The 23,082-nt window shown below is 70.7% G+C and carries 20 protein-coding genes and 1 pseudogene; 14 read left to right on the forward strand and 7 right to left on the reverse strand.

All coding sequences use genetic code 11. The annotated features are described in order from the left end of the window. The first annotated feature begins 16 nt into the window (after positions 1-16). From AQJ84_RS07510 to AQJ84_RS07520, 3 genes are all read left to right on the forward strand, one after another. Positions 17-1,702: an FUSC family protein gene (locus AQJ84_RS07510; protein ID WP_030045013.1), complete on the forward strand. Its 1,686-nt coding sequence runs from the start codon at positions 17-19 to the stop codon at positions 1,700-1,702. Further along, on the forward strand, positions 1,699-2,241 hold the full coding sequence (locus AQJ84_RS07515) for a MarR family winged helix-turn-helix transcriptional regulator (protein WP_030045014.1): 543 nt from the start codon (positions 1,699-1,701) through the stop codon (positions 2,239-2,241). The genes AQJ84_RS07510 and AQJ84_RS07515 overlap by 4 nt, the downstream gene beginning before the upstream one ends. Positions 2,242-2,354: 113 nt before the next feature. Next, positions 2,355-4,931: a cellulosome protein gene (locus AQJ84_RS07520; RefSeq protein ID WP_030045015.1), complete on the forward strand. Its 2,577-nt coding sequence runs from the start codon at positions 2,355-2,357 to the stop codon at positions 4,929-4,931. A gap of 466 nt (positions 4,932-5,397) precedes the next feature. Here AQJ84_RS07520 and AQJ84_RS07525 read toward each other — a convergent pair whose 3' ends face one another. Together AQJ84_RS07525 and AQJ84_RS07530 are read right to left on the reverse strand one after the other, a co-directional pair. Continuing rightward, entirely contained in the window at positions 5,398-6,162 is a 765-nt protein-coding gene (locus tag AQJ84_RS07525; protein WP_053190620.1) for a VOC family protein, read from the reverse strand. A 253-nt stretch (positions 6,163-6,415) separates the two neighbouring features. After that, positions 6,416-6,592 (reverse strand): annotated as a pseudogene (locus tag AQJ84_RS07530) (VOC family protein); the annotation flags it as partial. 117 nt (positions 6,593-6,709) lie between these two features. Between AQJ84_RS07530 and AQJ84_RS07535 the strand changes: the two are divergent. Next, complete coding sequence (locus AQJ84_RS07535) at positions 6,710-7,249, forward strand: GNAT family N-acetyltransferase (protein ID WP_030045019.1); 540 nt, start codon at positions 6,710-6,712, stop codon at positions 7,247-7,249. 3 nt (positions 7,250-7,252) lie between these two features. On the opposite strand, the gene AQJ84_RS07540 is transcribed toward AQJ84_RS07535, so the two are convergent. Continuing rightward, a complete protein-coding gene (locus AQJ84_RS07540) occupies positions 7,253-7,936 on the reverse strand; it encodes a glycerophosphodiester phosphodiesterase (RefSeq protein WP_030045020.1) in 684 nt (227 codons plus the stop codon). A 287-nt stretch (positions 7,937-8,223) separates the two neighbouring features. Here AQJ84_RS07540 and AQJ84_RS07545 point away from each other — a divergent pair, with 287 nt between their 5' ends. The 5 genes from AQJ84_RS07545 to AQJ84_RS07565 all read left to right on the forward strand — a co-directional run bounded on the left by AQJ84_RS07545 (position 8,224) and on the right by AQJ84_RS07565 (position 12,855). Continuing rightward, a complete protein-coding gene (locus tag AQJ84_RS07545; protein ID WP_030045021.1) occupies positions 8,224-9,621 on the forward strand; it encodes a DUF6421 family protein in 1,398 nt (465 codons plus the stop codon). 38 nt (positions 9,622-9,659) lie between these two features. Continuing rightward, entirely contained in the window at positions 9,660-10,415 is a 756-nt protein-coding gene (locus tag AQJ84_RS07550) for an SDR family oxidoreductase (RefSeq protein WP_030045022.1), read from the forward strand. Positions 10,416-10,426: 11 nt separating this feature from the next. Further along, positions 10,427-11,503 carry a threonine aldolase family protein gene (locus tag AQJ84_RS07555; protein WP_030045023.1) on the forward strand — a complete coding sequence of 359 codons (1,077 nt, stop codon included), beginning with the start codon at positions 10,427-10,429 and terminating at the stop codon, positions 11,501-11,503. A 69-nt stretch (positions 11,504-11,572) separates the two neighbouring features. After that, on the forward strand, positions 11,573-12,145 hold the full coding sequence (locus AQJ84_RS07560; RefSeq protein ID WP_030045024.1) for a transglutaminase-like domain-containing protein: 573 nt from the start codon (positions 11,573-11,575) through the stop codon (positions 12,143-12,145). Positions 12,146-12,153: 8 nt separating this feature from the next. After that, on the forward strand, positions 12,154-12,855 hold the full coding sequence (locus AQJ84_RS07565) for a B3/B4 domain-containing protein (RefSeq protein ID WP_030045025.1): 702 nt from the start codon (positions 12,154-12,156) through the stop codon (positions 12,853-12,855). Positions 12,856-12,871: 16 nt separating this feature from the next. Here AQJ84_RS07565 and AQJ84_RS07570 read toward each other — a convergent pair whose 3' ends face one another. The 3 genes from AQJ84_RS07570 to AQJ84_RS07580 form a co-directional block, all read right to left on the reverse strand. Further along, positions 12,872-15,775, reverse strand: a complete 2,904-nt coding sequence (locus tag AQJ84_RS07570) for an NACHT domain-containing protein (RefSeq protein WP_053190622.1) — start codon at positions 15,773-15,775, stop codon at positions 12,872-12,874. Positions 15,776-15,946: 171 nt separating this feature from the next. Next, positions 15,947-16,675, reverse strand: coding sequence for a lysophospholipid acyltransferase family protein (locus AQJ84_RS07575; protein WP_030045028.1), 729 nt, complete (start codon positions 16,673-16,675; stop codon positions 15,947-15,949). Positions 16,676-16,865: 190 nt separating this feature from the next. After that, on the reverse strand, positions 16,866-17,282 hold the full coding sequence (locus AQJ84_RS07580; protein WP_030045029.1) for a DUF4395 domain-containing protein: 417 nt from the start codon (positions 17,280-17,282) through the stop codon (positions 16,866-16,868). Between the two features lie 77 nt (positions 17,283-17,359). On the opposite strand from AQJ84_RS07580, the gene AQJ84_RS07585 reads away from it, so the two are divergent. The 4 genes from AQJ84_RS07585 (at position 17,360) to AQJ84_RS07600 (ending at position 20,514) form a co-directional block, all read left to right on the forward strand. Then, positions 17,360-17,773 (forward strand): TlpA family protein disulfide reductase, encoded by a 414-nt coding sequence (locus AQJ84_RS07585; RefSeq protein ID WP_030045030.1) that lies wholly within the window; start codon positions 17,360-17,362, stop codon positions 17,771-17,773. Between the two features lie 207 nt (positions 17,774-17,980). After that, positions 17,981-18,490: a flavin reductase family protein gene (locus AQJ84_RS07590; protein ID WP_030045031.1), complete on the forward strand. Its 510-nt coding sequence runs from the start codon at positions 17,981-17,983 to the stop codon at positions 18,488-18,490. Between the two features lie 219 nt (positions 18,491-18,709). Further along, the gene (locus tag AQJ84_RS07595; RefSeq protein WP_030045032.1) at positions 18,710-19,498 is read left to right on the forward strand and encodes an electron transfer flavoprotein subunit beta/FixA family protein; all 789 of its coding nucleotides are present in this window, start codon (positions 18,710-18,712) and stop codon (positions 19,496-19,498) included. A gap of 53 nt (positions 19,499-19,551) precedes the next feature. Beyond that, on the forward strand, positions 19,552-20,514 hold the full coding sequence (locus AQJ84_RS07600) for an electron transfer flavoprotein subunit alpha/FixB family protein (protein ID WP_053190624.1): 963 nt from the start codon (positions 19,552-19,554) through the stop codon (positions 20,512-20,514). A 78-nt stretch (positions 20,515-20,592) separates the two neighbouring features. On the opposite strand, the gene AQJ84_RS07605 is transcribed toward AQJ84_RS07600, so the two are convergent. Beyond that, the gene (locus AQJ84_RS07605) at positions 20,593-21,498 is read right to left on the reverse strand and encodes an endonuclease/exonuclease/phosphatase family protein (protein WP_030045034.1); all 906 of its coding nucleotides are present in this window, start codon (positions 21,496-21,498) and stop codon (positions 20,593-20,595) included. A gap of 251 nt (positions 21,499-21,749) precedes the next feature. On the opposite strand from AQJ84_RS07605, the gene AQJ84_RS07610 reads away from it, so the two are divergent. Beyond that, complete coding sequence (locus AQJ84_RS07610) at positions 21,750-23,054, forward strand: DUF6986 family protein (protein ID WP_053190626.1); 1,305 nt, start codon at positions 21,750-21,752, stop codon at positions 23,052-23,054. The last annotated feature ends 28 nt before the right edge of the window (positions 23,055-23,082 follow it).

Raw genomic sequence — 23,082 nt, forward strand, 5'->3', positions numbered from 1 at the left:
TGCTAATCTTATCGGAATGAGCCGTACGCCCCCCGCCCCGCACGCCGACGCCCCGCCCGTCCGCCGCCTCCCGCTGGCCGGCGTACTGCGTCTCGGCCGCCCCTCCGACATCTGGTTCAAGCCCGCCCTGAGCGTGGTCGTCGCGGTCGCGCCGCCCAACCTGCTCCTGCTGGTCCTCGGCCGCCTCGACCTGGCGATGTACACGATGGCCGGGTCCCTGTGCGCGCTCTACGCCCACAACCGCCCCTACGTCGCACGGGCCCGCGTCCTCGCATGGGTGGTCCTCGGCATGATCGGCGGCCTCGCCGTGGCCCTGCTCGCGGCAGCGCTGACGAGCGACGCCGTCGTCCTGGTCGCCGTCGGGGCCGTCCTGGCCGCCGTACAGAAGGTGCTGTGCGACGCCACCCGGGTCGGCCCGCCCGGCAACGTGGTCCTCACCTTCATCAGTTCCGCCGCCCTGTTCGCGCCCCAGACCCTCGGGCAGATCCCGGCCCATCTGGCGCTGGCCGCCGTGGCGGGCGTCTGGGCCTGGCTCGTCGGCATGGCGCCCGGCCTGCTGCGGCCGCACGGCCCCGAGCGGCGCGCCACCGCACACGCCCTGACCGCGGCGGCCGGGTACGCGGTCACCCGGGGCGCCGGCGCGGGGCACGCCAAGGCCCGTACCGCCGCGGCCGCCGCCGTGCAGGCCGCCTGGCAGTCGCTGCTGTCCGCCGGTGCCCCCACAGCGACCCGGCGCTCACTCGAACGGCTCGTCGTGCGCGCCGAGGTCGCCCTCGCGGCGCCCTCGGACACGGACCCGGAGAGGCTGCGCGCCTGGGCACGCGACCTGCGCGGCACCGGTCCCGTCCCGCGGACCGGACAGCTGCCGACCGAGAGCGACGAACTCCTCGGCGTGGACGAGGAGTTCGCCGCCCCCGTCCGGCCGTGGTGGAGCCGGCTCGGCCCGCTGGCCCCGCTCGCCGTCCGCACCGCCCTCGGCTGCGCCCTCGCCGGGTACGCCTCCCTCGCGCTCGGTGTGGGCCGCCCCTACTGGGCCCTGGTCACCGCCGCCTCGCTCTACCAGGCCAACCTCACCCTGACCTGGAGCCGGGGCGTCCAGCGTGTCGTCGGCAACCTCCTCGGCGTCCTTCTCTTCGCCGCCGTGGTACCGCTGGCCCACCTCGGGCCCGCGGCCCTGGTCCTGTGCTGCCTGGCCTTCAACTTCGGCGCGGAGGCCCTGATCAGCCGGAACTACTGGCTCGGCAGCGTCTGCGTGACCCCGATGGCCCTGCTCATCACCGAGTTCGCCGGGTACCAGCGGCCCGGCCTGCTGATCGCCGAGCGGATGGTGGACACCGCCGTCGGCGCCCTGGTCGGCTTCGTCGCGGCCGTCGCCGTCACCAACCGGCGCGCGGGCGACCGTGTCGAGCAGACGCTGACCGACCTCGAGCGCTCCCGCGAGCGTGCCGCCCGCCTCCTCGCGGAGCCGCACCCCGCCCCCGGGTCCCTGGAAACCGCCCGCCGCGGCCTCGCCACCGCCCTCGTCGACCTGCGTGCCACCGTCGAGGCCGCATCCGGCGAATGGTGGCAGCGTGCCCTGCCCCACGAGAGGGTCGTGCTCGCCGAACAGTCCGGACACCGTACGCTCGCGGCGACGGTACGGCGCCAGGGACTGCACCTGGACCTGCCCACGGACCAGGCGACGGAGGACGTACGGCCATGACGGCGAGCAGCGGAGCGGGCGTGCCCGGCGCGACGAGGAGCGACACCGTCGCCACGGTGGTCCGGCAGTGGGAGGCCGTCCACCCCGATCTCGACACCGGGCCGATGGAGATCATCGGCCGCGTCAACCGCTGTGCCGCACTCCTCCAGCAGGCCGAGGACGCCCCGCTGCGCCGGGCCGGCCTCAGCCGCCCCGAGTTCGACCTGCTGGGCGCCCTACGCCGCACCGGTCACGAACTCACCCCCGGCGACCTGGCCCGCGAGACCTTCTCCTCCGGCGCCGCCGTCACCAAACGCGTCAAGGCCCTGACCGAACGCGGTCTGGTCGAACGCCGCGGCGACACCCGCGACCGCCGCGTCGCCCACCTGCGCCTCACGGACGCCGGACGCGATCTGGTCGACGGCCTCCTGCCCGAGCAGCTCGCCTATGAGACCAGTGTCCTGTCCGGCATGGACCCGGCCGAGCAGGACGGGCTGGCGGTACTGCTCTCCGCGTTGCTCGGCAGGCTGGAGGGCCGTCTCGGAGCGCCGCGCCCCTGAGCGGGCCGGAAGTTTCGAAAGCCCGCAGGCCATTGACGTGAGCGGCGCCTGGTTCCTACGTTCGACCAGGCCGGTTCGGATCATCGATCGGCGTACGACATACCGGACGAAAGATGGACGCCGTGACAGCCGAGACCCCGTCGCCCGACACCCTCACCGTCGACCTCGGCACCGAGACCGGCCCCTTCCACGGCGGCGCCAGCGGCACGCTCTACGGCCTGTACGGCGACGGAGTGCCCAGCCGCACCCTCGTCGAGGGCATGTACGTCCGTACCGTCACCACCAAGGCCCAGGACGGTATCCAGCACCCCGGCGGCGACGCCCTGGAGATCCTGCCGCCCTTCGTCGCGGCCGGCGGCAGGGACGTGTACGTCTACCTCCCCGACTTCTACCGCGGCTTCCCCTACGAGTGGCCCGGCTCGACGGGCGAGGAGCGGCTGGCCGGATTCCTGGAGGTCGTCCGCCGCCAGGTCGAGCACGTCCTGACGCTCGGCCCCGACCGGACCCCGGTCGTGTACGTCCCGTTCAACGAACCCGAGGGCAACATGTTCGGCGAGGGGGAGTGGAGCCACGACGGGATCTCCTGGCGCACCGACCCGCGGCACTACTTCGAGGCCTGGAAGGCGGCGTACCACCTCATCAAGGGCCTCGATCCGGACGCCCGTGTCGCCGGCCCCAACACCAGCATCCTGTACCCCGAGGTCCGGGGCTTCCTGGAGTTCGCCAAGGCGCACGACGTGCTGCCCGACGTGATCACCTGGCACGAACTCTCGTCACCGGCCGAGGTCCGTACGAACGTCGCCAAGTATCGTGAGATGGAACGGGAGTTGGGTATCGGGCCGCTGCCGGTCAACCTCAACGAGTACGCGCACAACTACCACGTCTCCGTGCCCGGTCAGATGGTGCAGTGGATCTCCGCGATCGAGGAGTCCAAGGTCGACGCAGACCTGGCGTACTGGAACATCGCAGGCAACCTCAACGACTCGGCGGTGGAGGCGAACAAGGCCAACGGGCAGTGGTGGCTGTTCAACGCCTACGGGCAGCTCACCGGCAACACCGTCCAGGTCGCCGCCCCGCGCCCCAACGTGCAGTACACCCTTCAGGGCGTCGCCGCACTGGACCGGGACAAGCGGCAGGCGCGCCTGCTGTTCGGCGGCGCGGCGGGCGCCGCGGACATCGTCTTCGAGGGCGTCGACCCGGACGTCTTCGGCGCGACCGTTCACGTACGGCTCCAGGAGATCCCCTGGACCGGCCAAGTCGGCGCCGGCGCGCAGCCTTTGCGGCTGCGGGACGAGGAACTACCGGTCGGGGAAGGGCGGGTGACCCTGTCCGTGAGCGACCTCGACGCGATGTCCGCCTACCAGGTCGTCCTGTCGCCCGGCGGCAACGGAGCCCGCCTGCTGCCGGCCTCCGTCGCCTGGCGGCGCACCTACGAGGCCGAGGACGCCACCTACACGGGCGGCGGCTACGCGAAGAACGGGCCCGAGGGCTCCCCGTCCGACGTCGACAGGTTCGCCACCTCGGGCGGTTACCACGTGGGCGGTCTGCGCACCGGCTCCGACGGCGTGCTCGCCTTCGACGTCGAGGTCCCCCGGGACGGGACGTACGAGGTCAGCGTCTTCGCCAACTCCTACAACCAGGCCGACCTGGTACGGGAGTTCGGCCCCACCAACGTCTTCCTGCGGGTGGACGGCGAGGCACCCCGCGAACTGCGGCTCCCGCTCGGCTACAAGTGGGCGGTGTGGGGCCACACCGACACCCGGGTCGAGCTGTCCGCGGGCAGGCACCGCATCACCCTCGCCGCGCAGGACCCCGACCTGGGCGTCACCAAGGGCGACGCCGTCGTCGACAAGGTGGACCTCATCCTGCGCGACGACGACGGTACCGCCGTCTACGAGGCCGAGTACGCGTCCCTCGACGGCGGGGCGGTCGTCAGCCACGCGCACCGCGGGGCCTCGGGCCCCGGAGCCGCCGTCCTCCCGCGCGAAGGCACGGTCACCTTCTGGGTGCACGCGGCCGACGACGGCGAGGCGAGCGTGAACGTGGACGTCCTCGGCCCCGGCGAAGGCCTCCTCGCGGTCAACGGCGAGCCGGTCGGCCCCGTCGTACGGGGTGCGATGCCGCTCTTCCTGGCCGGAGGCGTCAACAAGCTCACCGTCACCGGGACTTCGCAACTCCTGGTCGTCGACCGGCTGCGCGTCGGCCCCTCCCACGACCTGCTGCCGAGCACGGCGTACCCGGCCGAGGAAGGCGCCCTCACCGGCTCCGCGAAGGTGACCGGATACCCGTACGCCACCGGCGGCAAGGCGGTGGAGGGCATCGGCGGTGGCCCGGGCAACGCCCTCACCCTCACCGTGACCGCCACACGAGCCGGACGCCACGCCCTCACGATCCGCTACGCCAACGGCGAGCAGGCCCCCGCCACGCACTACAACCCCGACCCCGTCTGCCGCCACGCCGACGTCTCGGTCAACGGGGCCGCCCCGCACCGCGTCCTGTTCCCGACCACCTTCCACTTCAACAACTTCTGGAACCTCTCGGTCCCCGTGACCCTGGAGGAGGGCACCAACACGCTCACCCTCACCGCCGACGAACTCCCGGACTTCGACGGCAAGTCCCGCAACCGGTACGGCCAACGCTCCGCGTACGCACCGGTCGTCGACCAGGTGACGGTGACACCGCTGTCCTAGGTCGAGCGGCCGGCGTTCGAGCGCCGCTCCGCCATACGAGTCATCGGGTCAGGAGCGGGTCCTGCGATGGGCCAGGAGGGCGAGGACCGCCAGAACCACTCCGCTGACGGTGGCGATCACGCCGAGTGCGATGGGCACGGCATCGCCGGTGACCGTTCCTGCGACGCACGCACATATCCCTCCGGCGATCGAAACCGCAGAAAGGGTTCGCACTCCTCTGATCGCGTCATCCATCGATGTGCCCTTCCGTCGCGTTCCCCATGTCGTCGACCTGGCCAGGGAGGTTGCCGGTGGCGTCGGTGAGGTAGCAGGTGAAAGGACTTCCCCCGTCGCCATGAATGCAACGTGCCCGCGGGTTCCCGGATCAAGCGGTGTCGACGCCGTTCGCCGCCGGCATCCCTGTCGGCGACGCGCTGATCGTGCTGCGCAGCCGCTCTGACCGGGTGTGGGTGAGGGCGTGTGGTCCTCAGCGCTCGTAGCCGGCCGGATACACGCCGAACATCGCCCCGTGCGGGTCCCGCAGCACCGCGATCCGCGGCCCGTCGGGTACGGAGGTGGGTTCCATCAGGACGGTGCCGCCCGCCCCGGCCGCCGTGGCCGAGGCGGCGTCCACGTCCGCCACCGCGAAGTACGGCAGCCAGTGCGGCGGCACCTCCGGCGGGAACTTGTCGTCCATCGTGACCATGCCGCCGAAGTCCGCGCCGTCGAGGCCCCACTGCGTGTAGTGCTCCGAGGCGTCGACGCTCCAGCCGAAGACCGCCGGGTAGAAGTCCACGGCCCGCTCGGGAGCCCGGGTCATCAGCTCCACCCAGCCCAGCGAACCGGGCGCGTTCAGCAGGCCCGCGCCCTCGAATCCGGCCGCCTGCCACAGATGGAAGGCGGCGCCCTGCGGATCGGTGACGGAGGCGAAGCGGCCCATGCCGGGGACGTCCCCCGGCTCGAACACCACCGAGCCGCCCGCCGCCCGCAGCGTCTCCACCGTGGCGTCCACGTCCGACACGGCGAACGTCACGTACCAGACGACGGGTTGCGGTTCATCGCCCAGCGGGACGAGCCCGGCGACCGGGAGGCCGTCCAGGGACGCGATCGTGTAGCCGCCCATCTCCTCGCGGCTGTCCGTCTCCGTCCGCCAGCCGAACACGGTGGAGTAGAACCGCTGGGCCGCCGCCAGATCGGGCGCTCCCACCTCGGCCCAGCAGGGCCCGCCGGCCACCGGCTTGTCGAGTTTCATGACGTCACGGCCTTCCTGCCACGCGGGTGCCCCTCTCCGCACGCTAGACCCGCGGCGACGGCCCGGCCATCCGGCGACGAGGCCGGGGCGTCCCGCGGGTGCGGAAGGAACACCACGTCGCCGCCGTCGTCCTCGGAGTCTCCGTCCCGAGCGGCCTGGAGCGACAGCCGGGCAGTCCCTCACTGACCCGCCGAGGCCGTGAACCACGACGGCCGCGCGCTCGGCTTCGTCGAGACCGACACGAGGTCGGCCCTCAGGTCCCGGGCCGGTACCGCAGGGGATGATCGGCCGGGACCTCCGCCAGCACGACCGGCGTGACGTCCGGATCCGCGATCCACATCCCGACCAGCCCCCAGGGCTCCCGCACCGGCTCCCGCACGATCGTGACGCCTTTGGCCCGCAACTCCTCGCGCGCGGCGGCCACGTCCTCGTCGACGGGCACGCAGCAAGGTCCGGCCGCTCAGTACATGCGCCATGCATCCTGAGCCTGGTGGCAGGGTTACCCTCGTCGATGCCCGAGCCGCGCGTGAGAACCGGAGAGCCGACCATGGAATCCGCCCTGACCTTCCGTGATGCCACCGACGCCGACGTGGACGCGCTCGTCGCGCTGATCGAGTCGGCGTACCGGGGAGAGTCCAGCCGCACCGGATGGACCACCGAGGCGGACATCCTCGAAGGGCAGCGGACGGACCCGGAGGGTGTGCTGGAGGTCATCAAGTCGCCCGACAGCCGACTGCTCACGGTCGAGCACGACGGACGAGTCGTCGCCTGCTGCCAGATCGAACACCGTGGCGCGCACGCCTACTTCGGGATGTTCGCGGTCAGCCCCGCGCTCCAGGGCGGCGGCCTCGGCAAGGTCATCATCGCCGAGGCGGAGCGCATCGCCCGCGAGACCTGGGGTGTCACGGAGATGCACATGACGGTGATCTCCGTACGCGACGACCTCATCGCCTGGTACGAGCGCCGCGGCTACCGCCGTACGGGAAAGACGACCCCCTTCCCGTACGGCGACGAGCGTTTCGGCATCCCGCAGCGCGCCGACCTGCAGTTCGAGCTGCTGGTCAAGGAGCTGACCCCGGTCGCATAATCGTTACGCCGTGAAGCGGCCGGTGCGTTTGATCTCCGGGTAGTCGGTGGTCGCGCCGTCCAGTTCCAGAGCGCGCACGAGCCGCAGGTGGTCCTGTGTGTTGACCACCCAACCGATGATCTTCAGATCGGCCTTGCGGGCGCGCTCCACGACCTCCAGGGTGAGGCGGCGGATGTTCAGGCAGACGGTCGCGGCACCGACCGCGACAGCGCGGTCCACGATGTCGGTGCCGAACCGGCTGCCGATCAGGGCGGTCCGCACGCCGGGCACCAGCCGGCGGATCTCGGCGATCGCCTCGTCGTGGAACGAGGACACCTCCACGCGGCCGATCAGGTCCCGGCGGTGCATGACCTCCGCCAGCGCACGCGCCGCCGCCGCGTCCTTGATCTCGGCCTGCAGGCGCGACCGCACGCCGTCCAGCACCTCCTCGAACACCGGGACCCGCTCGCCGCGGCCCGCGTCCAGGGCGCGCAGCTCGTCGAGGGTCTGCTCGGCGATCGGGCCGGTGCCGTCGGTCGTGCGGTCCACGTCGGTGTCGTGCATGACGACGAGGGCGCCGTCCTTGGACAGGTGCAGATCGAGTTCGATGACGTCGAGGCCGGCCTGCTCGGCGGCGACGAAGGAACGGAGGGTGTTCTCGGGTTCGACACCCATGACTCCGCGGTGACCGATGGTGAGGAAGTTCAAGGTTCGACTCGCTTCCGTCGGGGGCGGCTGCTCGGCTCCCCGCGCGGGCCGGGGCGGACGGTCACGCGGGCAGTTGTGCAGCCTAACGGCCCGGGCGTGCGAGTGGACCCGCTCCTGCGACGCGAGCGGGTGTGCGATGCGTAAGCAGCCGCCACGTGCATGTCGCACAGGAAAAAATCCTGTGACCATGGGGGTGTACAGGATAATTTCCCGGGCATGCACTTGCTTGGAGAAACCGCATATGCATACGGTGTCCTGACGTGAGGTTCTCCCGTGGAGGATGGGACATGACGGAAATTCTTGTGCAGGCGGCTACGGGGGAACAGGTTTCTCCCGCGACCAGGGTGGTGGAGCACCCGGCGTGGCCGGTGCTCAAGGATGCCGTGGAGCAGATCCGGCCATGGCAGTCCAAGGACGGGGCCATCGACTTCGAGGCCGAGGGCGCCCCCGACCCGGCGGACGCCGAGCTCGCCGTACGGCGGGTCGTCGACGCCGTGCAGGAGCTGTCGCCGCTGCTCGCGCACGACGTCGCCTACCACGAGGCCCTGGTGAAGGACCTCCGCCGGTGGGCCGACGGCGGCTTCCGGGTGCCCGACTTCCTGGACTCGCTGCTGGCCTTCCAGCCCGCCGCGCACCGTGCGGACGGCCTCCAGCACCTGGTGGTCTTCCCGATGTACACGCAGAACGGCAACCCGGACCGCAACTTCGAGGCGGTCGTACTGCGCATGGTCTGGCCGGACTGGCTCGCCGAGCTGGAGCGCACCCGCTACGACAACCCGCTGTTCTGCGGCATCAAGTTCGAGGACTTCACGGCCGGCTACGACACCAACTCGGCCGTTCTCTTCCCGGAGACCATCGCCGTGCGCGAGGCCCCCGAGCGCTTCACCTGGGGCGGCATCTTCTGCGACCGCGAGGCCGCCCGTTTCCGCCATGTGACCGACGCCGCCGTCGACATCCTGGGCCTCGAGCTGCCCGAGGACGTCGCCGCGATGGTCCACGACCAGAAGCGCTGCGAGGAGGCCTTCGTCCTGTGGGACATGGTCCACGACCGCACCCACAGCCACGGCGACCTGCCCTTCGACCCGTTCATGATCAAGCAGCGCCAGCCGTTCTGGATGTACGGCCTGGAAGAGCTGCGCTGTGACCTCACTGCCTTCAAGGAGGCCGTGAAGCTGGAGGCCGACGGCGTTCCGCAGGCCCGAGACGTGCAGTACGCGGTCCTCTTCGACCGCATGTTCCGCTTCCCGGTCACCGGCGAGCGCGTCCGCAACTACGACGGCCTCGGCGGCCAGCTGCTCTTCGCCTACCTGCACAAGCACGACGTCGTCCGCTGGACGGACAACAAGCTGTTCATCGACTGGCAGCGCGCGCCCCGGGTCACCAACGAACTGTGCGCCGCCATCGAGAAGCTCTACCGGGACGGCATCGACCGCCCCAAGCTCGTCCACTGGTTCGCGGGGTACGAGCTGGTCTCCACCTACCTCGCCCCGCACCCGGGATCCAAGTGGGCCAAGGGCCCCGACGCCCTGGACCTGAACCTGCCGCCGCGGAAACTCGTCGATGACGTGCTTCCGGACGAGTTTCCGCTGAGCATGTTCTATGAGGCCCTCTCCAAGAAGCTGAAGAACGTGATCGCCTCCACCAAGGGCATCACGGCGGAGAGTGCCGAGCGGGTCGCCGCGTGAGCGACCGCGTCCAGAACACTGCTCAGGAGGCGAAGAACATGGGGAACGGGGCTCTCAGCGGTGCGGTGATCGCGGTGGCCGGCGCGGGCGGACCCGCCGGGCGGGCGACGCTGCTCAGGCTCGCCGAGGCGGGCGCGACCGTGGTCGGCGCGGACAACGACCCGGAGCGGCTGGCGGAGGCCGTGGACGCGGCCCGCTACAGCGCCGGCGGTGCCGCGGTCACCGGCGAGACGGTCGACCTGCTCGACCTGGACTCGACCAGGGACTGGGCCGCCCGCACCGAGAAGGAGTTCGGCCGGGTCGACGGGGTGGTCCACCTGGTCGGCGGCTGGCGCGGCAGCGAGACCTTCGCGAAGACCAACCTGCACGACTGGGACCTGCTGGAGATGCTGCTCATCCGCACCGTGCAGCACACCTCCCTCGCCTTCCACGAGGCTCTGCAGAGCAGCGACCGCGGCCGTTACGTCCTGATCAGCGCCGCCGGGGCCAGCAAGCCGACCGCGGGCAACGCCGCGTACTCCGCCGCCAAGGCGGCCGCCGAGGCGTGGACGCTGGCACTGGCCGACTACTTCCGCAAGGCGGGCCTGTCCGAGGGGGCGGACGGGCCGACGTCGGCCGCTGCCATCCTGGTGGTGAAGGCGTTGGTGCACGACGCGATGCGCGCCGAGCGCCCCAACGCGAAGTTCGCGGGCTTCACCGACGTCAAGGATCTGGCCGAGCAGATCGTCGGGGTCTGGGAGAAGCCCGCCGCAGAAGTGAACGGAAAGCGTCTGTGGCTGACCGAGAAGCCGTGATACGAGAAGCCGTGAACCCACCGAGGACCGACGCCCGTCGTCACCACGACCCGGACGTCCGCGGCTTCGCCAGCGACAACTACGCCGGGGCCCACCCGGAGGTGCTCGCCGCCCTGGCCCTGGCCAACGGCGGGCACCAGGTCGCCTACGGCGAGGACGTCTACACCGAGAACCTCCAACGGATCGTCCGCAGCCATTTCGGCGCCACGGCGGAGGCCTTCCCGGTCTTCAACGGCACCGGGGCCAACGTGGTCGCGCTCCAGGCGGTCACCGACCGCTGGGGCGCGGTGATCTGCGCGGAGAGCGCGCACATCAACGTCGACGAGGGCGGCGCCCCCGAGCGCATGGGCGGCCTCAAGCTGCTCACCGTGCCCACGCCGGACGGCAAGCTCACCCCGGAGCTGATCGACCGGCAGGCGTACGGCTGGGAGGACGAGCACCGGGCGATGCCGCAGGTCGTCTCGATCACCCAGAGCACGGAACTCGGCACCCTCTACACGCCCGACGAGATCCGCGCCATCTGCGACCACGCCCACGCGCACGGCATGAAGGTCCACCTGGACGGCTCCCGCATCGCCAACGCGGCGGCCTCGCTGGACGTCCCGATGCGGACGTTCACCAACGCGGTGGGCGTCGACATCCTCTCCCTGGGCGGCACGAAGAACGGCGCCCTGTTCGGTGAGGCCGTCGTCGTCATCAACCAGGACGCCGTCAGCCACATGAAGCACCTGCGCAAGCTGTCCATGCAGCTCGCCTCCAAGATGCGGTTCGTGTCGGTGCAGCTGGAGGCGCTGCTCGCCAAGGACCTCTGGCTGCGCAACGCCCGCCACGCCAACGACATGGCACAGCGGCTGGCGGAGGGCGTGCGGGCGGTGCACGGGGTCGAGATCCTCTATCCCGTGCAGGCCAACGGGCTGTTCGCCAGGCTTCCGCACGACGTGAGCGAGCGACTGCAGCAGCGGTTCCGGTTCTACTTCTGGGACGAGGCCGCCGGCGTCGTGCGCTGGATGTGCGCCTTCGACACGACCGAGGACGACGTGGACGCGTTCGTGGCGGCGCTGAAGGAGGAGATGGCTCACCAGGCGTGAGTGCATAGGTATGCGTTTCGCTGAAAAGTCATTGACTCTTCAGTGATCGCTTTCCTATGCTCTGCGGCTATGGAGCTGATCCAGAACACCCCGGACCTGTCGGCCTACTTGGCAGCCGACGACGTCATCGACCATCACCATTCGCTCGTGCGCGAGACGGCTGCCCGTCTCGCGGGCGAGGCCGAGGATTCGTATGCCTATGCGCGGCTGGCGTTCGAGTTCGTCCGCGACACCATTCCCCACTCGCAGGACTCGGGCGACCCGCGCGTCACGTGGCGCGCCTCCGACGTCCTGGAGCAGGGGACCGGAATCTGTTACGCCAAGGCCCATGCGCTGACCGCTCTGCTGCGAGCCGAGGACATCCCGACCGCGCTCTGCTACCAGCGGCTCGACGTGGTGCACGGCCTGGTCGCCGTCCGGTTCAACGGGGCCTGGCACCGACAGGATCCGAGGGGCAATAAGCCGGGTGTGGATGCCCGGTTCTCTCTCGACGGGGAGCGCCTGGCCTTCACGCCGGACCCGGAGTCCAACGAGATGGACTATCCGGTACTGTACGCTGAACCGCATCCGGTGGTCGTCGGCGCACTCAAGGCCGCCCCCGACCGCCCGTACCTCTGGAAGACGCTCCCCACCGCACTCTGAGGCCGGCGATGACCCTCTCCCTGACCGTTTCCGACGAGGTGCGCGCCCTCGCACCCGGCTTCTCGCACCTCGCCGTCGAGGCACACGGCCTGGTCAACGGGCCCAGCACCGAGGCGAGTTCCGCCCTCCTCGACGACGCGGCCCGCCGTCTCGCCGTACGCCTGGACGGACGTGCCCCGCACGAGGACCCGCACATGGCCGCCTGGCGTGCGGCCTACACCGCGTTCGGCGCGAAGCCCTCACGGACACGCAACTCGGCGGAGGCGCTGGCGAAGAGGGCCCTCGCGGAGGGCGGGCTGCCCCGGATCAACCGGCTCGTCGACCTCTACAACGCCGTCAGCGTCGCCCACCTGGTCCCCGTCGGCGGCGAGGACATCGACCGCATCCAGGGCGGCATGCGCCTCGTGCGTGCCACCGGGGACGAGGACTTCGTGACCGTCGCCGGCGGCGAGGAGGTAGTCGAGCACCCCGACGTGGGCGAGGTCGTGTGGCGTGACGAGGCGGGGGTGACCTGCCGCCGCTGGAACTGGCGCCAGGGGCCGCGCACCAGGCTCACCGAGGACACCGTCTCCGCCGTCTTCCTGCTGGAGACCCTGGCTCCCCTGCCGACCACCGCCGCGCAGACGGCGGCCACCGAACTCGCCGAGCTGCTCGAGAAGTTCAGCCCGGGGGCGCGGATCGTGGTCGGCGGGCCGGTGTCGGGGGAGTGAGCGTCGGGGGCGTCGGCTACGGGCGGCCCACGAAGTCCACCTCGCGCCGCGCCCAGGCCCGCAGTACTGCCCCGAAGCCGTCCGGAACGGGCAGCTCGGGCAGGCTGTCACGCCCGCTCCCGCCGCCGTACCTGGCCCGTGCATACGGGGCCAGGTCGGCCAGTGGGCCAAGGAAGGGCGCCAGCTGCTCGATCGGGGGTTCGCGGCTTGCTTCCAGGGAGGTCAGCAGCAGGACGGAGGCGCCCAGGTAGGCGTCCGGGTCGAGTACGGGCCGTCGGCCCTCCGTGTTGGCGGCGAGCCCCTCGGCGATGATGTCCAGGAACCGGGTCACGTCGTCAGCACGTGGCACCCAGGGCGGACCGGAATGGTCCCGCAACCACGAACCGACCGCCGCGCAGTCACGCACCGTCGTCTCGAAGGGGGGACGGCAGCCTTCCGTGCCCAGGAGAAGCACGTACACGCACCGGGCCGCGTAGGGGTGCCACGTGTGGTTCGGACTGTAGATGCCCATGGGCCAGCTCTGGAACAGGGAACCGAACTCCAGGCCGCGCTCCTGGAAGCAGTCACCGAGGTCCGTCAGCCCATGGCCCAGGGCGACGTCGACCAGACCGAGATCGTCCGCTCTCGCCGCCCGGAACTCCGCCTCGTACTCGCTGATCATCCGCCGGGTGAAGTCCCACCAGTACGTGGACAGGTCGTCGTTGAACTGCATACTCGCGTACGCGGCCAGGAGCAGCGCCGTTCGCCTCCGGCGCCTGTCCGTGGATGCCATGGTTTCGGCGATCGCTGCGACGAGTTCGCCCGCGACCAAATCCCGGCTGTTCCAGCAGCTTGCGAGGAGCGCCTCCATCGGACCGCTGAACTCCTCGGCCTCCGGATCCCCCGACATGAGGTGGTCCACGACGGACCTGGTCAGTTGCCGCACCATGCGTGGTGGCGGATCCACACAGCTCAGACACCGTGCGAGAAACGCCAGTACATTCCCGCGACCGCCGGCCGAGCGCTGACGCCGTTCACCGAGCAGCGCGGCGAAGACCCGGGCCGCCCCGTCCACCGTCGTGCGTTCCTTGATCTGGACCGCCAGTTGGCCGACGATGTCCCACTCCTGCCGGGCCGCTTTCGGCGCGAGGCGGCGGGCCAGTATCTCCGGGGTGTCGCTGGTGCCGGCGAGCTGGGCCGCGGCGAAGTACTCCAGGAAGGTGCGGTGCGTGAAGGTGTAGAGGCCTTCACCGCGTGCGGTGGTGCCGACCTCGCTGAACACCCAGGCGCGTCCGCGGCAGAAGCGCACGAACTGGCGGGCCGCCGATTCGGCCTCCGCGCGCTCCTCGTAGCCCCGGCCGTCAAGGAACTCGACGACCCCGCCGACGAGTTCGCGCTCCGTGACCGCCGGGGCGTCCGCGCCCCGGGTGAAGAGCCAGAAGGCGATGTGGCGCAGGGCCGGTTCGACGAGGCGGGCCATGGAGAGTTCCACGTGGATGCGCCGTCGGACATCCCATTTGTGGAACAGCAGCGACGCGCACTGCTCGTACACCTCCGGGCGGCTGCGGGGAACGGACCCCGTGCCCCGGTAGAGGATGCACATGAGCGCCAGCATGAGGGGGTTGGCGCGCAGATCGGTGAGGCCCGCGCTCTCGGCGAGGAAGCTGCGGGCGCTGAGCTCGGCTTCCTCCCGCGTGCCTTCTTCCTGGGCGAACCACTTCTCGACGTACTCCTTGGTCCGGTCCGGGCCGAACGGGCCCAGCCGGTAGCACTCGAAGTAGCGGTCGTCGAGACGTGCCTCGTTGTAGCCCACGATCCGGGAGGTCACCAGGACCGGTGCCAGCGGGTATTTCGCACAGAACAGTTCCACGATCTCGGTGACCTCGCGGCGCCGGGTGGAGTCGACGAGTTCGTCGAGCCCGTCGAAGACGACCGACGCCGCACCGCTGAGCAGCAGCCGGTCGACGGCACCGGGTGGCGCGGGACACTGGTAGAGGGCTTCGAGACGTGCCTCGATGTGGTCGACGACGGAGCGCTTCTCCGCGTCTGCGGCGAAGTCGCGCAGCAAGACGAGGAACGGCAGCGGCTGCCGCGGGTCGGACGCACGCCGGTGCATGAGCACCTGGCACGTGGTGGACTTGCCGCACCCCGGATCTCCCAGGAGTACCGTCCGGTCGAGGGCACGGTCCAGGTCGGCGAGACCGAGCGTGAACACGTCGTCCTGGCCGGCGTGGTTCTCGACGACCCTCTCGAAACCCGGGCTCACGTGCAGGGCGCCGATCGGCACCCGCCTGCGGCGCTCGAAGTCGGGCGGCTCCAGGGAACCGTGAGCGAACCTCGCCTGCCGACGATAGGCCGCGGCGAACGCCTGGTCCGCCTCGAGGCAGGCCGTGTCGCGCAGGGACAGCGCGCGGGTGTGCCGTTCGATCGCGCCGAGGACGGCGGTGATGCGCGCCGAGAACGCATCCTGGCGGATCCGGTCCAGCAACGCGGAGTCGGAACCCGTCAACCGGCCTACGACCGTGCTGATTCGGAGGTCGCAGTGGTCGAAGAACTCTCTCGCGAGCGTGGCCGTTGCCACGCCGGGATCCTGATGTCCCGTCGAGGCCAGGACCGGCGTCAACGACACCTGCGCACAGGCCGCATACGCCTCGCGCAGCTGTCCGACCACGGCTTCGGGTGCGTCGGTGAGCCGAGCCGCGAGCAGTTCGTGCAGGACGGCCTGGCTGTCGTCGCCGCGGAGGAACTCCTCGGCCTGCGCCCGGGGCAGCCCGTCCGGAAGGCGGGGGCCGTCGTCCGCCCCCACGGACAACTCATAGGTGTCGAACCAGCGGAGCAGGGCCTCGTCCGCGCCGTCCGCACCCGTGGTCTCGCGCCTGAGCCAGCGCGCGGTCCCCGCGACGGCCTCGATCATCAGGCCGGCTGCGATCTCGGCAAGCACTGAGCTCGGGCCCCCTCCCGCACGTGGCTCGGTAACGCGACCGTAGTTGCCCGGCTACCGTGCGTCCAGACGGCGAGGGGGGAGCGAAGGTGTGCGGGGCGACGGACTCGCCTGTCCCATGGAGGGTCGCGCGGCGCGCCCCTCGCAGACCGCGCTCCGCTCAGGTGCGCGTCAGCGGGCCTCGGCCTCGCGTACCTGCTCCGGGGTCGGGGCGGTGCCGCCGAGGTGGGCCGGCATCCACCAGGTGTCGTCCGCGTCCTTGGGGCGGACCGGGTAGGCGCGCTGGGCCGCCTCCAGCAGCTCGTTCACCCGCTCGCGCACCTGGCGGGTGATCGCACCCGCGTACTTGTCCCGCGACGCCTCGATCGCCTCGCCCACCCGGATGGTGATCGGGATGTGGCTGCGCTTGAAGTTGCGCGGGTGCCCCTTGGTCCACAGCCGCTGGGTGCCCCACAGCGCCATCGGGATCAGCGGCACGCCCGCCTCCTGGGCCATGCGCGCGGCGCCCGACTTGAAGGACTTCAGCGTGAAGGAGGGGGAGATCGTCGCCTCCGGGAAGACGCCCACGATCTCGCCGGACCTGAGCGAGTCCAACGCATGGGCGTACGCCGTCTCGCCCTGCTTGCGGTCCACCGGGATGTGCTTCATCCCGCGCATCAGCGGGCCGGAGACCTTGTGGCGGAAGACGGACTCCTTCGCCATGAAACGCACGAGGCGCTTCTGCGGGAGCGCCGCGAGCCCGTCGAAGATGAAGTCCAGGTAGCTGATGTGATTGCTCACCAGCACGGCGCCGCCCGAGCGCGGGATGTTCTCCGAACCCTGGCAGTCGATCTTGAGGTCCCACACCTTGAACAACGTCTGGGCGAGACCGACGACGGGGCGGTAGACAAGCTCTGCCATGGACGGTGTGGACCCTTCCTTCTCTGCCTGGGAAAAGGAAACTCCCGGCGGGAAAGCTACGCAGCCGTAGGTTTACGGCATCTCGCAGATCGTGCCCCAAGAACGGACCGGTAGCCAGTCCTCGAGCCCGTGGACGGCGAGATTCTCGTCACGTCCACCCAGTGATCCACCTCGGGCTTTTACGCTGCCTTTACTGCGCGCGTACCGTAGCCCGACGTACAAGCAGGTACATCTCGCATCCCAGGCAGTACCCGAACGCGGCATTCAGGAACGCGGCGGCGAGGGCGGCCCCGGCGGCGGCGAGTCCCAGCCACTGCGGTCCCAGGGTGTAGCCGACGAGGCCCAGCCCCGCGAAGACCAGCCCGACCGCCTGCGCGAACCGCGGCGGTTCGGGCGCCTCGAACTCGCTCGGCGGACCGATCCGCGGCCGCACCGCCGTGCGGAACAGCCAGCCGTACGGCGACCTGCCCACCCCGCCCGCCGCGCCCAGTGCGAACGCCAGCGTCTGCCAGGCCAGCAGCCAGACGCTGCCCGTGATCAGCACGACTGCCAGCAGCGCGGTCGTCACGGCCGCCCCGAAGCGCGGCCCCCTCACATCGATGTCCATGGGAACCAAGGATTCCGCACCGTGCGGATTCGGGGGAGACGGGAATCTTTGCAGTCGTGTGAATGCTTGTGCAGGGGATGACCGGACTGGTGGTGTGCGTGGCGGTGCTCGCGGTGGCGAGCGCCTACGGAGTGCTGCATCGGCGGCGGAGCGGGAGGGTGAGGGTGCGCGGGCGCGACGACGGGAAGCGGCTCGGCGCGGACGAACTGGGCGGGCCGCTCGGTGAGCGCGCCACGCTCGTCCAGTTCTCCAGCGCCTTCTGTGCCCCCTGCCGGGCCACCCGGCGGGTGCTGGGGGAGGTGGTCGCGATGGTCCCCGGTGTGACGCACGTCGAGATCGACGCCGAGGACCACCTCGACCTCGTGCGCGAACTGGGCATCCTCAAGACCCCGACCGTGCTGGTCCTGGACGCCGGTGGCCGGATCGTGCGACGGGCCGTCGGCCAGCCGCGCAAGGCGGACGTGATCGCCGCGCTCGGGGAGGCGGTGTGAGGGGCGCGGGGCGGGCGTGAAGCATCTCCCATATGCCGGGACGTACTTGACTGTGCGCACCACCTATCGTCAGCCTGACCGTATGCCTTCGGAACTCCTTCTCTTCGGGCGGGCGCACGTGGACCTCGCCCGCACCGCGAGCGCGCGCTGTCCGGGCTGGTGAACAGCCCGGGACGCCCACGCCACCTCTCGCCGAAGGACAGCTCCATGACGGCCACACCCGACCTCGACACCACCCGGCTCGCCTCGCCCGACCTGCTGCGGTCCGTCTTCCGGCGGCACGCGGCGGGAGTCGCGGTGATCACCGCCGTCGGTGACACCGGCCCCGTCGGCTTCACCGCCACCTCCCTCACCTCGGTCTCCGCCGAGCCCCCGCTGCTGTCGTTCGGTATCGGCACCGGGGCCTCCAGCTGGCCCGCGGTCTCCGAGAGCGACCACGTCGGGGTGCACATACTCGGCGAACACCAGCAGGACCTGGCCGCCACCTTCGCGCGCAGCGGCGCCGACCGTTTCGGCGCGGCCACCGCCTGGCGCCACGGTCCCGAGGGCGTCCCCGTCCTCGACGACGTCCAGGCCTGGCTGCTGTGCCGGATCGTCGCCCGCGTGCCGGCCGGCGACCACCGTCTCGTGCTGGCCGAGGTCGTCCTCGGCGACTCCAGCGGGCCGGGCCGCCCGCTGCTCTACCACCAGGGCCGTTTCCATGGGCTGCGTGACTGACCCACCCGCCCGCCCTTCTGCGAAGCCGTCGAGTTCCGATTACGCTGCGTTGCAAAGGTCACAGTTCAAAGCGCTTGCTTAGCGGGCAGGAACTGGGTGTACTGGCGAGTAATATTTCGCTCGGAGCGCAGGTCGCCCCGACCGGGATCGGCCGCTTGGGGCGCCTATGCTGCCTGCAAGTAGGCAGCCGAAAAATGACGATGCAGTAGGAGAGCCGGCGTGAGCTTGAGGATCGTTGTCACTGTGAAGTACGTGCCCGACGCCACTGGCGACCGGCACTTCGCCGATGACCTGACCGTCGACCGGGACGACGTCGACGGTCTGCTCTCCGAACTGGACGAGTACGCGGTCGAGCAGGCGCTGCAGATCTCGGAGAACTCCGACGACGACGTCGAGGTCACCGTCCTGACCGTGGGCCCCGAGGATGCCAAGGACGCGCTGCGCAAGGCGCTGTCGATGGGCGCCGACAAGGCCATCCACGTCGAGGACGACGACCTGCACGGCACCGACGCCCTCGGTACCTCCCTGGTGCTGGCCAAGGCCGTCGAGAAGGCCGGTTACGACCTGGTCATCTCCGGCATGGCCTCCACCGACGGCACCATGGGTGTCGTACCCGCCCTGCTGGCGGAGCGCCTGGGCGTACCGCAGGTGACGCTGCTGTCCGAGGTCTCCGTCGAGGGCGGCACCGTCAAGGGCCGCCGCGACGGCGACGCCGCGTCCGAGCAGCTGGAGGCCTCCCTGCCGGCCGTCGTCTCGGTCACCGACCAGTCGGGCGAGGCGCGTTACCCGTCCTTCAAGGGCATCATGGCGGCGAAGAAGAAGCCGGTTCAGTCCTGGGACCTGTCCGACCTCGACCTCGAGGCCGAGGAGGTCGGTCTGGAGGGCGCCTACACGGCCGTCGCCTCCGCGTCCGAGCGCCCGGCGCGCACCGCCGGCACGATCGTCAAGGACGAGGGCGAGGGCGGCAAGCAGCTCGCTGAGTTCCTCGCGGGCCAGAAGTTCATCTAAGGCCCCCCGCTTACCGCCCCCTCAGACTTCGCAACACGCAGGAGAGCATTCCCATGGCTGAAGTTCTCGTCTATGTCGACCACGTGGACGGTGCCGTCCGCAAGCCCACCCTGGAGCTGTTGACGCTCGCTCGTCGTATCGGTTCGCCGGTTGCTGTCGCACTGGGTGCCGGCGCCGCCGACACCGCCGCCGTCCTCGGCGAGCACGGCGCCGTCAAGGTCCTCACCCACGACGCCTCCGAGTACGCCGACTACCTGGTCGTCCCGAAGGTGGACGCCCTCCAGGCCGCGGTCGAGTCGGTTTCTCCGGCCGCCGTCCTTGTCCCGTCCTCCGCCGAGGGCAAGGAGATCGCCGCCCGTCTGGCGCTGCGCATCGGGTCCGGCATCATCACCGACGCCATCGACATCGAGGCCGGCGACGAGGGTCCGGTGGCCACCCAGTCGGTGTTCGCCGCGTCCTTCACCACCAAGTCCCGTGTCTCCAAGGGCATCCCGGTCATCACCGTCAAGCCGAACTCGGCCGCGGTCGAGGCTGCCCCGGCCGATGCGGCCGTCGAGGCGCTCGCGGTGTCCTTCTCCGCGCAGGCCACCGGCACCAAGGTCACCGGCCGCACGCCGCGTGAGTCGACGGGGCGTCCGGAGCTGACCGAGGCCGCGATCGTGGTCTCCGGCGGCCGTGGTGTCAACGGCGCGGAGAACTTCGCGATCATCGAGGCCCTCGCCGACTCGCTCGGTGCGGCCGTCGGTGCCTCGCGTGCCGCGGTGGACGCCGGCTGGTACCCGCACACCAACCAGGTCGGCCAGACCGGCAAGTCGGTCTCGCCGCAGCTGTACATCGCCTCCGGCATCTCCGGCGCGATCCAGCACCGCGCCGGCATGCAGACCTCGAAGACGATCGTGGCGATCAACAAGGACGCCGAGGCCCCGATCTTCGACCTGGTCGACTACGGCGTGGTCGGCGACCTCTTCGACGTCGTCCCGTCCCTGACCGAGGAGATCAAGACCCGCAAGGGCTGATCCCGCTCCCGGCGCACTCCGGGTGATGTGGCTGCACGAGGCCCCCGTGACCGTTGAGACGGTCGCGGGGGCCTCGGGTCATCCCAGGGTCAGGGACGCCTGCACCGGGAGGTGGTCACTCGGGAACTGCCCGTTCACCGCGAAGGTGTTGACCGAGGCGCGGTGGGTCGTCACTCCGGACGACGCGAGGATCCAGTCGATACGGTCGCCGTCCGGCGTCAGGGGCTGGTAGCCGTGGAAGGTGCCGTACAGCCTGCTCCGCTCGGCAGCGTGGTCCCAGGTGTCGACCAGCCCCGCGGCCAGCATCGTGTCGTAGACCGGGTTCCCGTGGGCTGCGACGTTGAAGTCGCCGGTCATCAGGAGCGGGAGCGTGCGGTCGAATCCGGCGATCCGCAGGGTGGTCAGAGAGGCGGCACGCGTGCGTGCGTACTGGCTGGCGTTGTCGAGGTGCGTGTTGAGGAGGTAGAACTCCCGGTCCCCGTCGAGGAGATCGCGGAAGCGGACCCAGGTCACCATCCGGATGGAACTGCCGCCCCAGGTGTTGGACCCGATCACGTTCGGCGTGTCGGAGAGCCAGAAGTGGTCGTACTCCCGCGGGGCGAGCCGGCGGGTGTCGTAGAGGATCGCCATGAACTCGTCGCGGCTGCCGCCCGCGCGTCCGGTGCCGATCCAGTCGTAGTGCGGGCCGAGGTCGGTCTCGATGTCACGCAGCTGCTGGTAGAGGCCTTCCTGGGTGCCGACTAGGTGCGGGCTCGCACGGCGCAGCAGCTCGCGCATGACGGGTCTGCGGGCCGTCCAGCTGTTGGGTTCGGCGGCGCTCGCGAAACGGAGGTTGAACGACATCACTTCCAGGGGACCACTCCGGGGCTCGTCCGCCGAGGCGGGGGCGGGGGACAGTGCTGTACTGGACAGGGGTACGGAGATCGTGGCAGCCAACGCGGTCCTCAGGCCCATGCGGCGCGTGACTCGGCTGTGGTTCGGCACAGGGTCTCCTTCTGTGGCGGCTTGGGGGCGAGTCGGGCGAGTCGGGCGGGTCGAGCGGATCGGGGTGCGGTTGCTGTGAAGTCGCGGTGTGCGCTGTGAAGTTGTCTGTTGAACGGTGCCAGATGGACGTGAACATGCCGAGATGTCGGAGTGGATCGGATGAAAGCCGGTGTTGACCAGCGGGAAGGTCGCCGGATAACTTCGTTCTACGGATTGTTGATTCCGTAGAGCGGAAAACAGGAGGGTGCGGGATGGGTCAGGGCCAGCAGGAGCAGGTGGCGACGAGCCTCGCGGGAGCCGTCAGCGAGGAGATCAGCGCCTCCCTCGCCCCCGTCGACACCGAACTGGAGCGCCGCTACCCGGGCGACCCCGGCACCCGCCAGCCCGTCCACACCGTCTACGTGCCCGGCGACGCGTTCGCCGCCGACACCATCTGTTCCTGGGGCGACCAGGCACTCGCCGCCCTCGACGAACACGCCCCGGACGCCGCCTCCTTCGCCGCGGTCCTCGGCCTGTCCGAGGAACTCGCCGAGCCCGTCCACTCCCGCGTCCGCGCCAAGCTGGAGCGCGAGCCGGTCGAGGACCTCCGCGTCGACTTCGAGGACGGCTACGGCCCCCGCCCGGACACCGAGGAGGACGAGGCGGCCGCCCGGGCCGCGCGGCTGATCGCCGAGGCGTACCGGGACGGCACGGCGGCGCCGTACATGGGCATCCGCATGAAGTGCATGGAGGCGCCCGTCCGTGACCGGGGCATCCGCACCCTCGACATCTTCCTCACCGGGCTGATGGAGGCGGGCGGCCTCCCGGACGGGCTGGTCCTGACGCTGCCGAAGGTGACGTACGCCGAGCAGGTCACCGCGATGGTCCGCCTGCTGGAGGCCTTCGAGAAGGCGCGCGGACTCGAGCCCGGCCGGATCGGCTTCGAGATCCAGATCGAGACCAGCCAGTCCATCCTCGCCACCGACGGCACCGCCACCGTCGCCCGGATGATCCAGGCCGCGGAGGGCCGCGCCACGGGACTCCACTACGGCACCTTCGACTACAGCGCCTGCCTGGGGGTGTCGGCCGCCTACCAGGCCAGTGACCACCCCGCCGCCGACCACGCCAAGGCGATCATGCAGGTCGCCGCCGCGGGCACGGGCGTACGGGTCTCGGACGGTTCGACCAACGTGCTCCCGGTCGGCCCGACCCACAAGGTCCACGACGCCTGGCGCCTGCACTACGGGCTCACCCGCCGCGCCCTGGCCCGCGCCTACTACCAGGGCTGGGACATGCACCCCCGCCACATCCCGACCCGTTACGCCGCCGTCTTCGCCTTCTACCGCGAGGGCTTCGAACAGGCCGCCGCCCGTCTCGCCCGCTACGCCAACCGCACCGGCGGCGACGTCATGGACGAGCCCGCCACCGCCAAGGCCCTGGCCGGCTACCTGCTGCGCGGTCTCGACTGCGGCGCCCTCGACATCGCCGAGGTCGCCCGCCTCGCCGGCCTGACCCGGGCGGACCTGGAGGGCTTCGCGGCACCGCGGCGAGGGGACCTCACGGTCTCCGGCACGTGACGTCGGCGGCCTCGCGTCCCCGCCGGGT

This window comes from Streptomyces resistomycificus (genome assembly GCF_001514265.1).
GTDB lineage: Bacteria > Actinomycetota > Actinomycetes > Streptomycetales > Streptomycetaceae > Streptomyces > Streptomyces resistomycificus.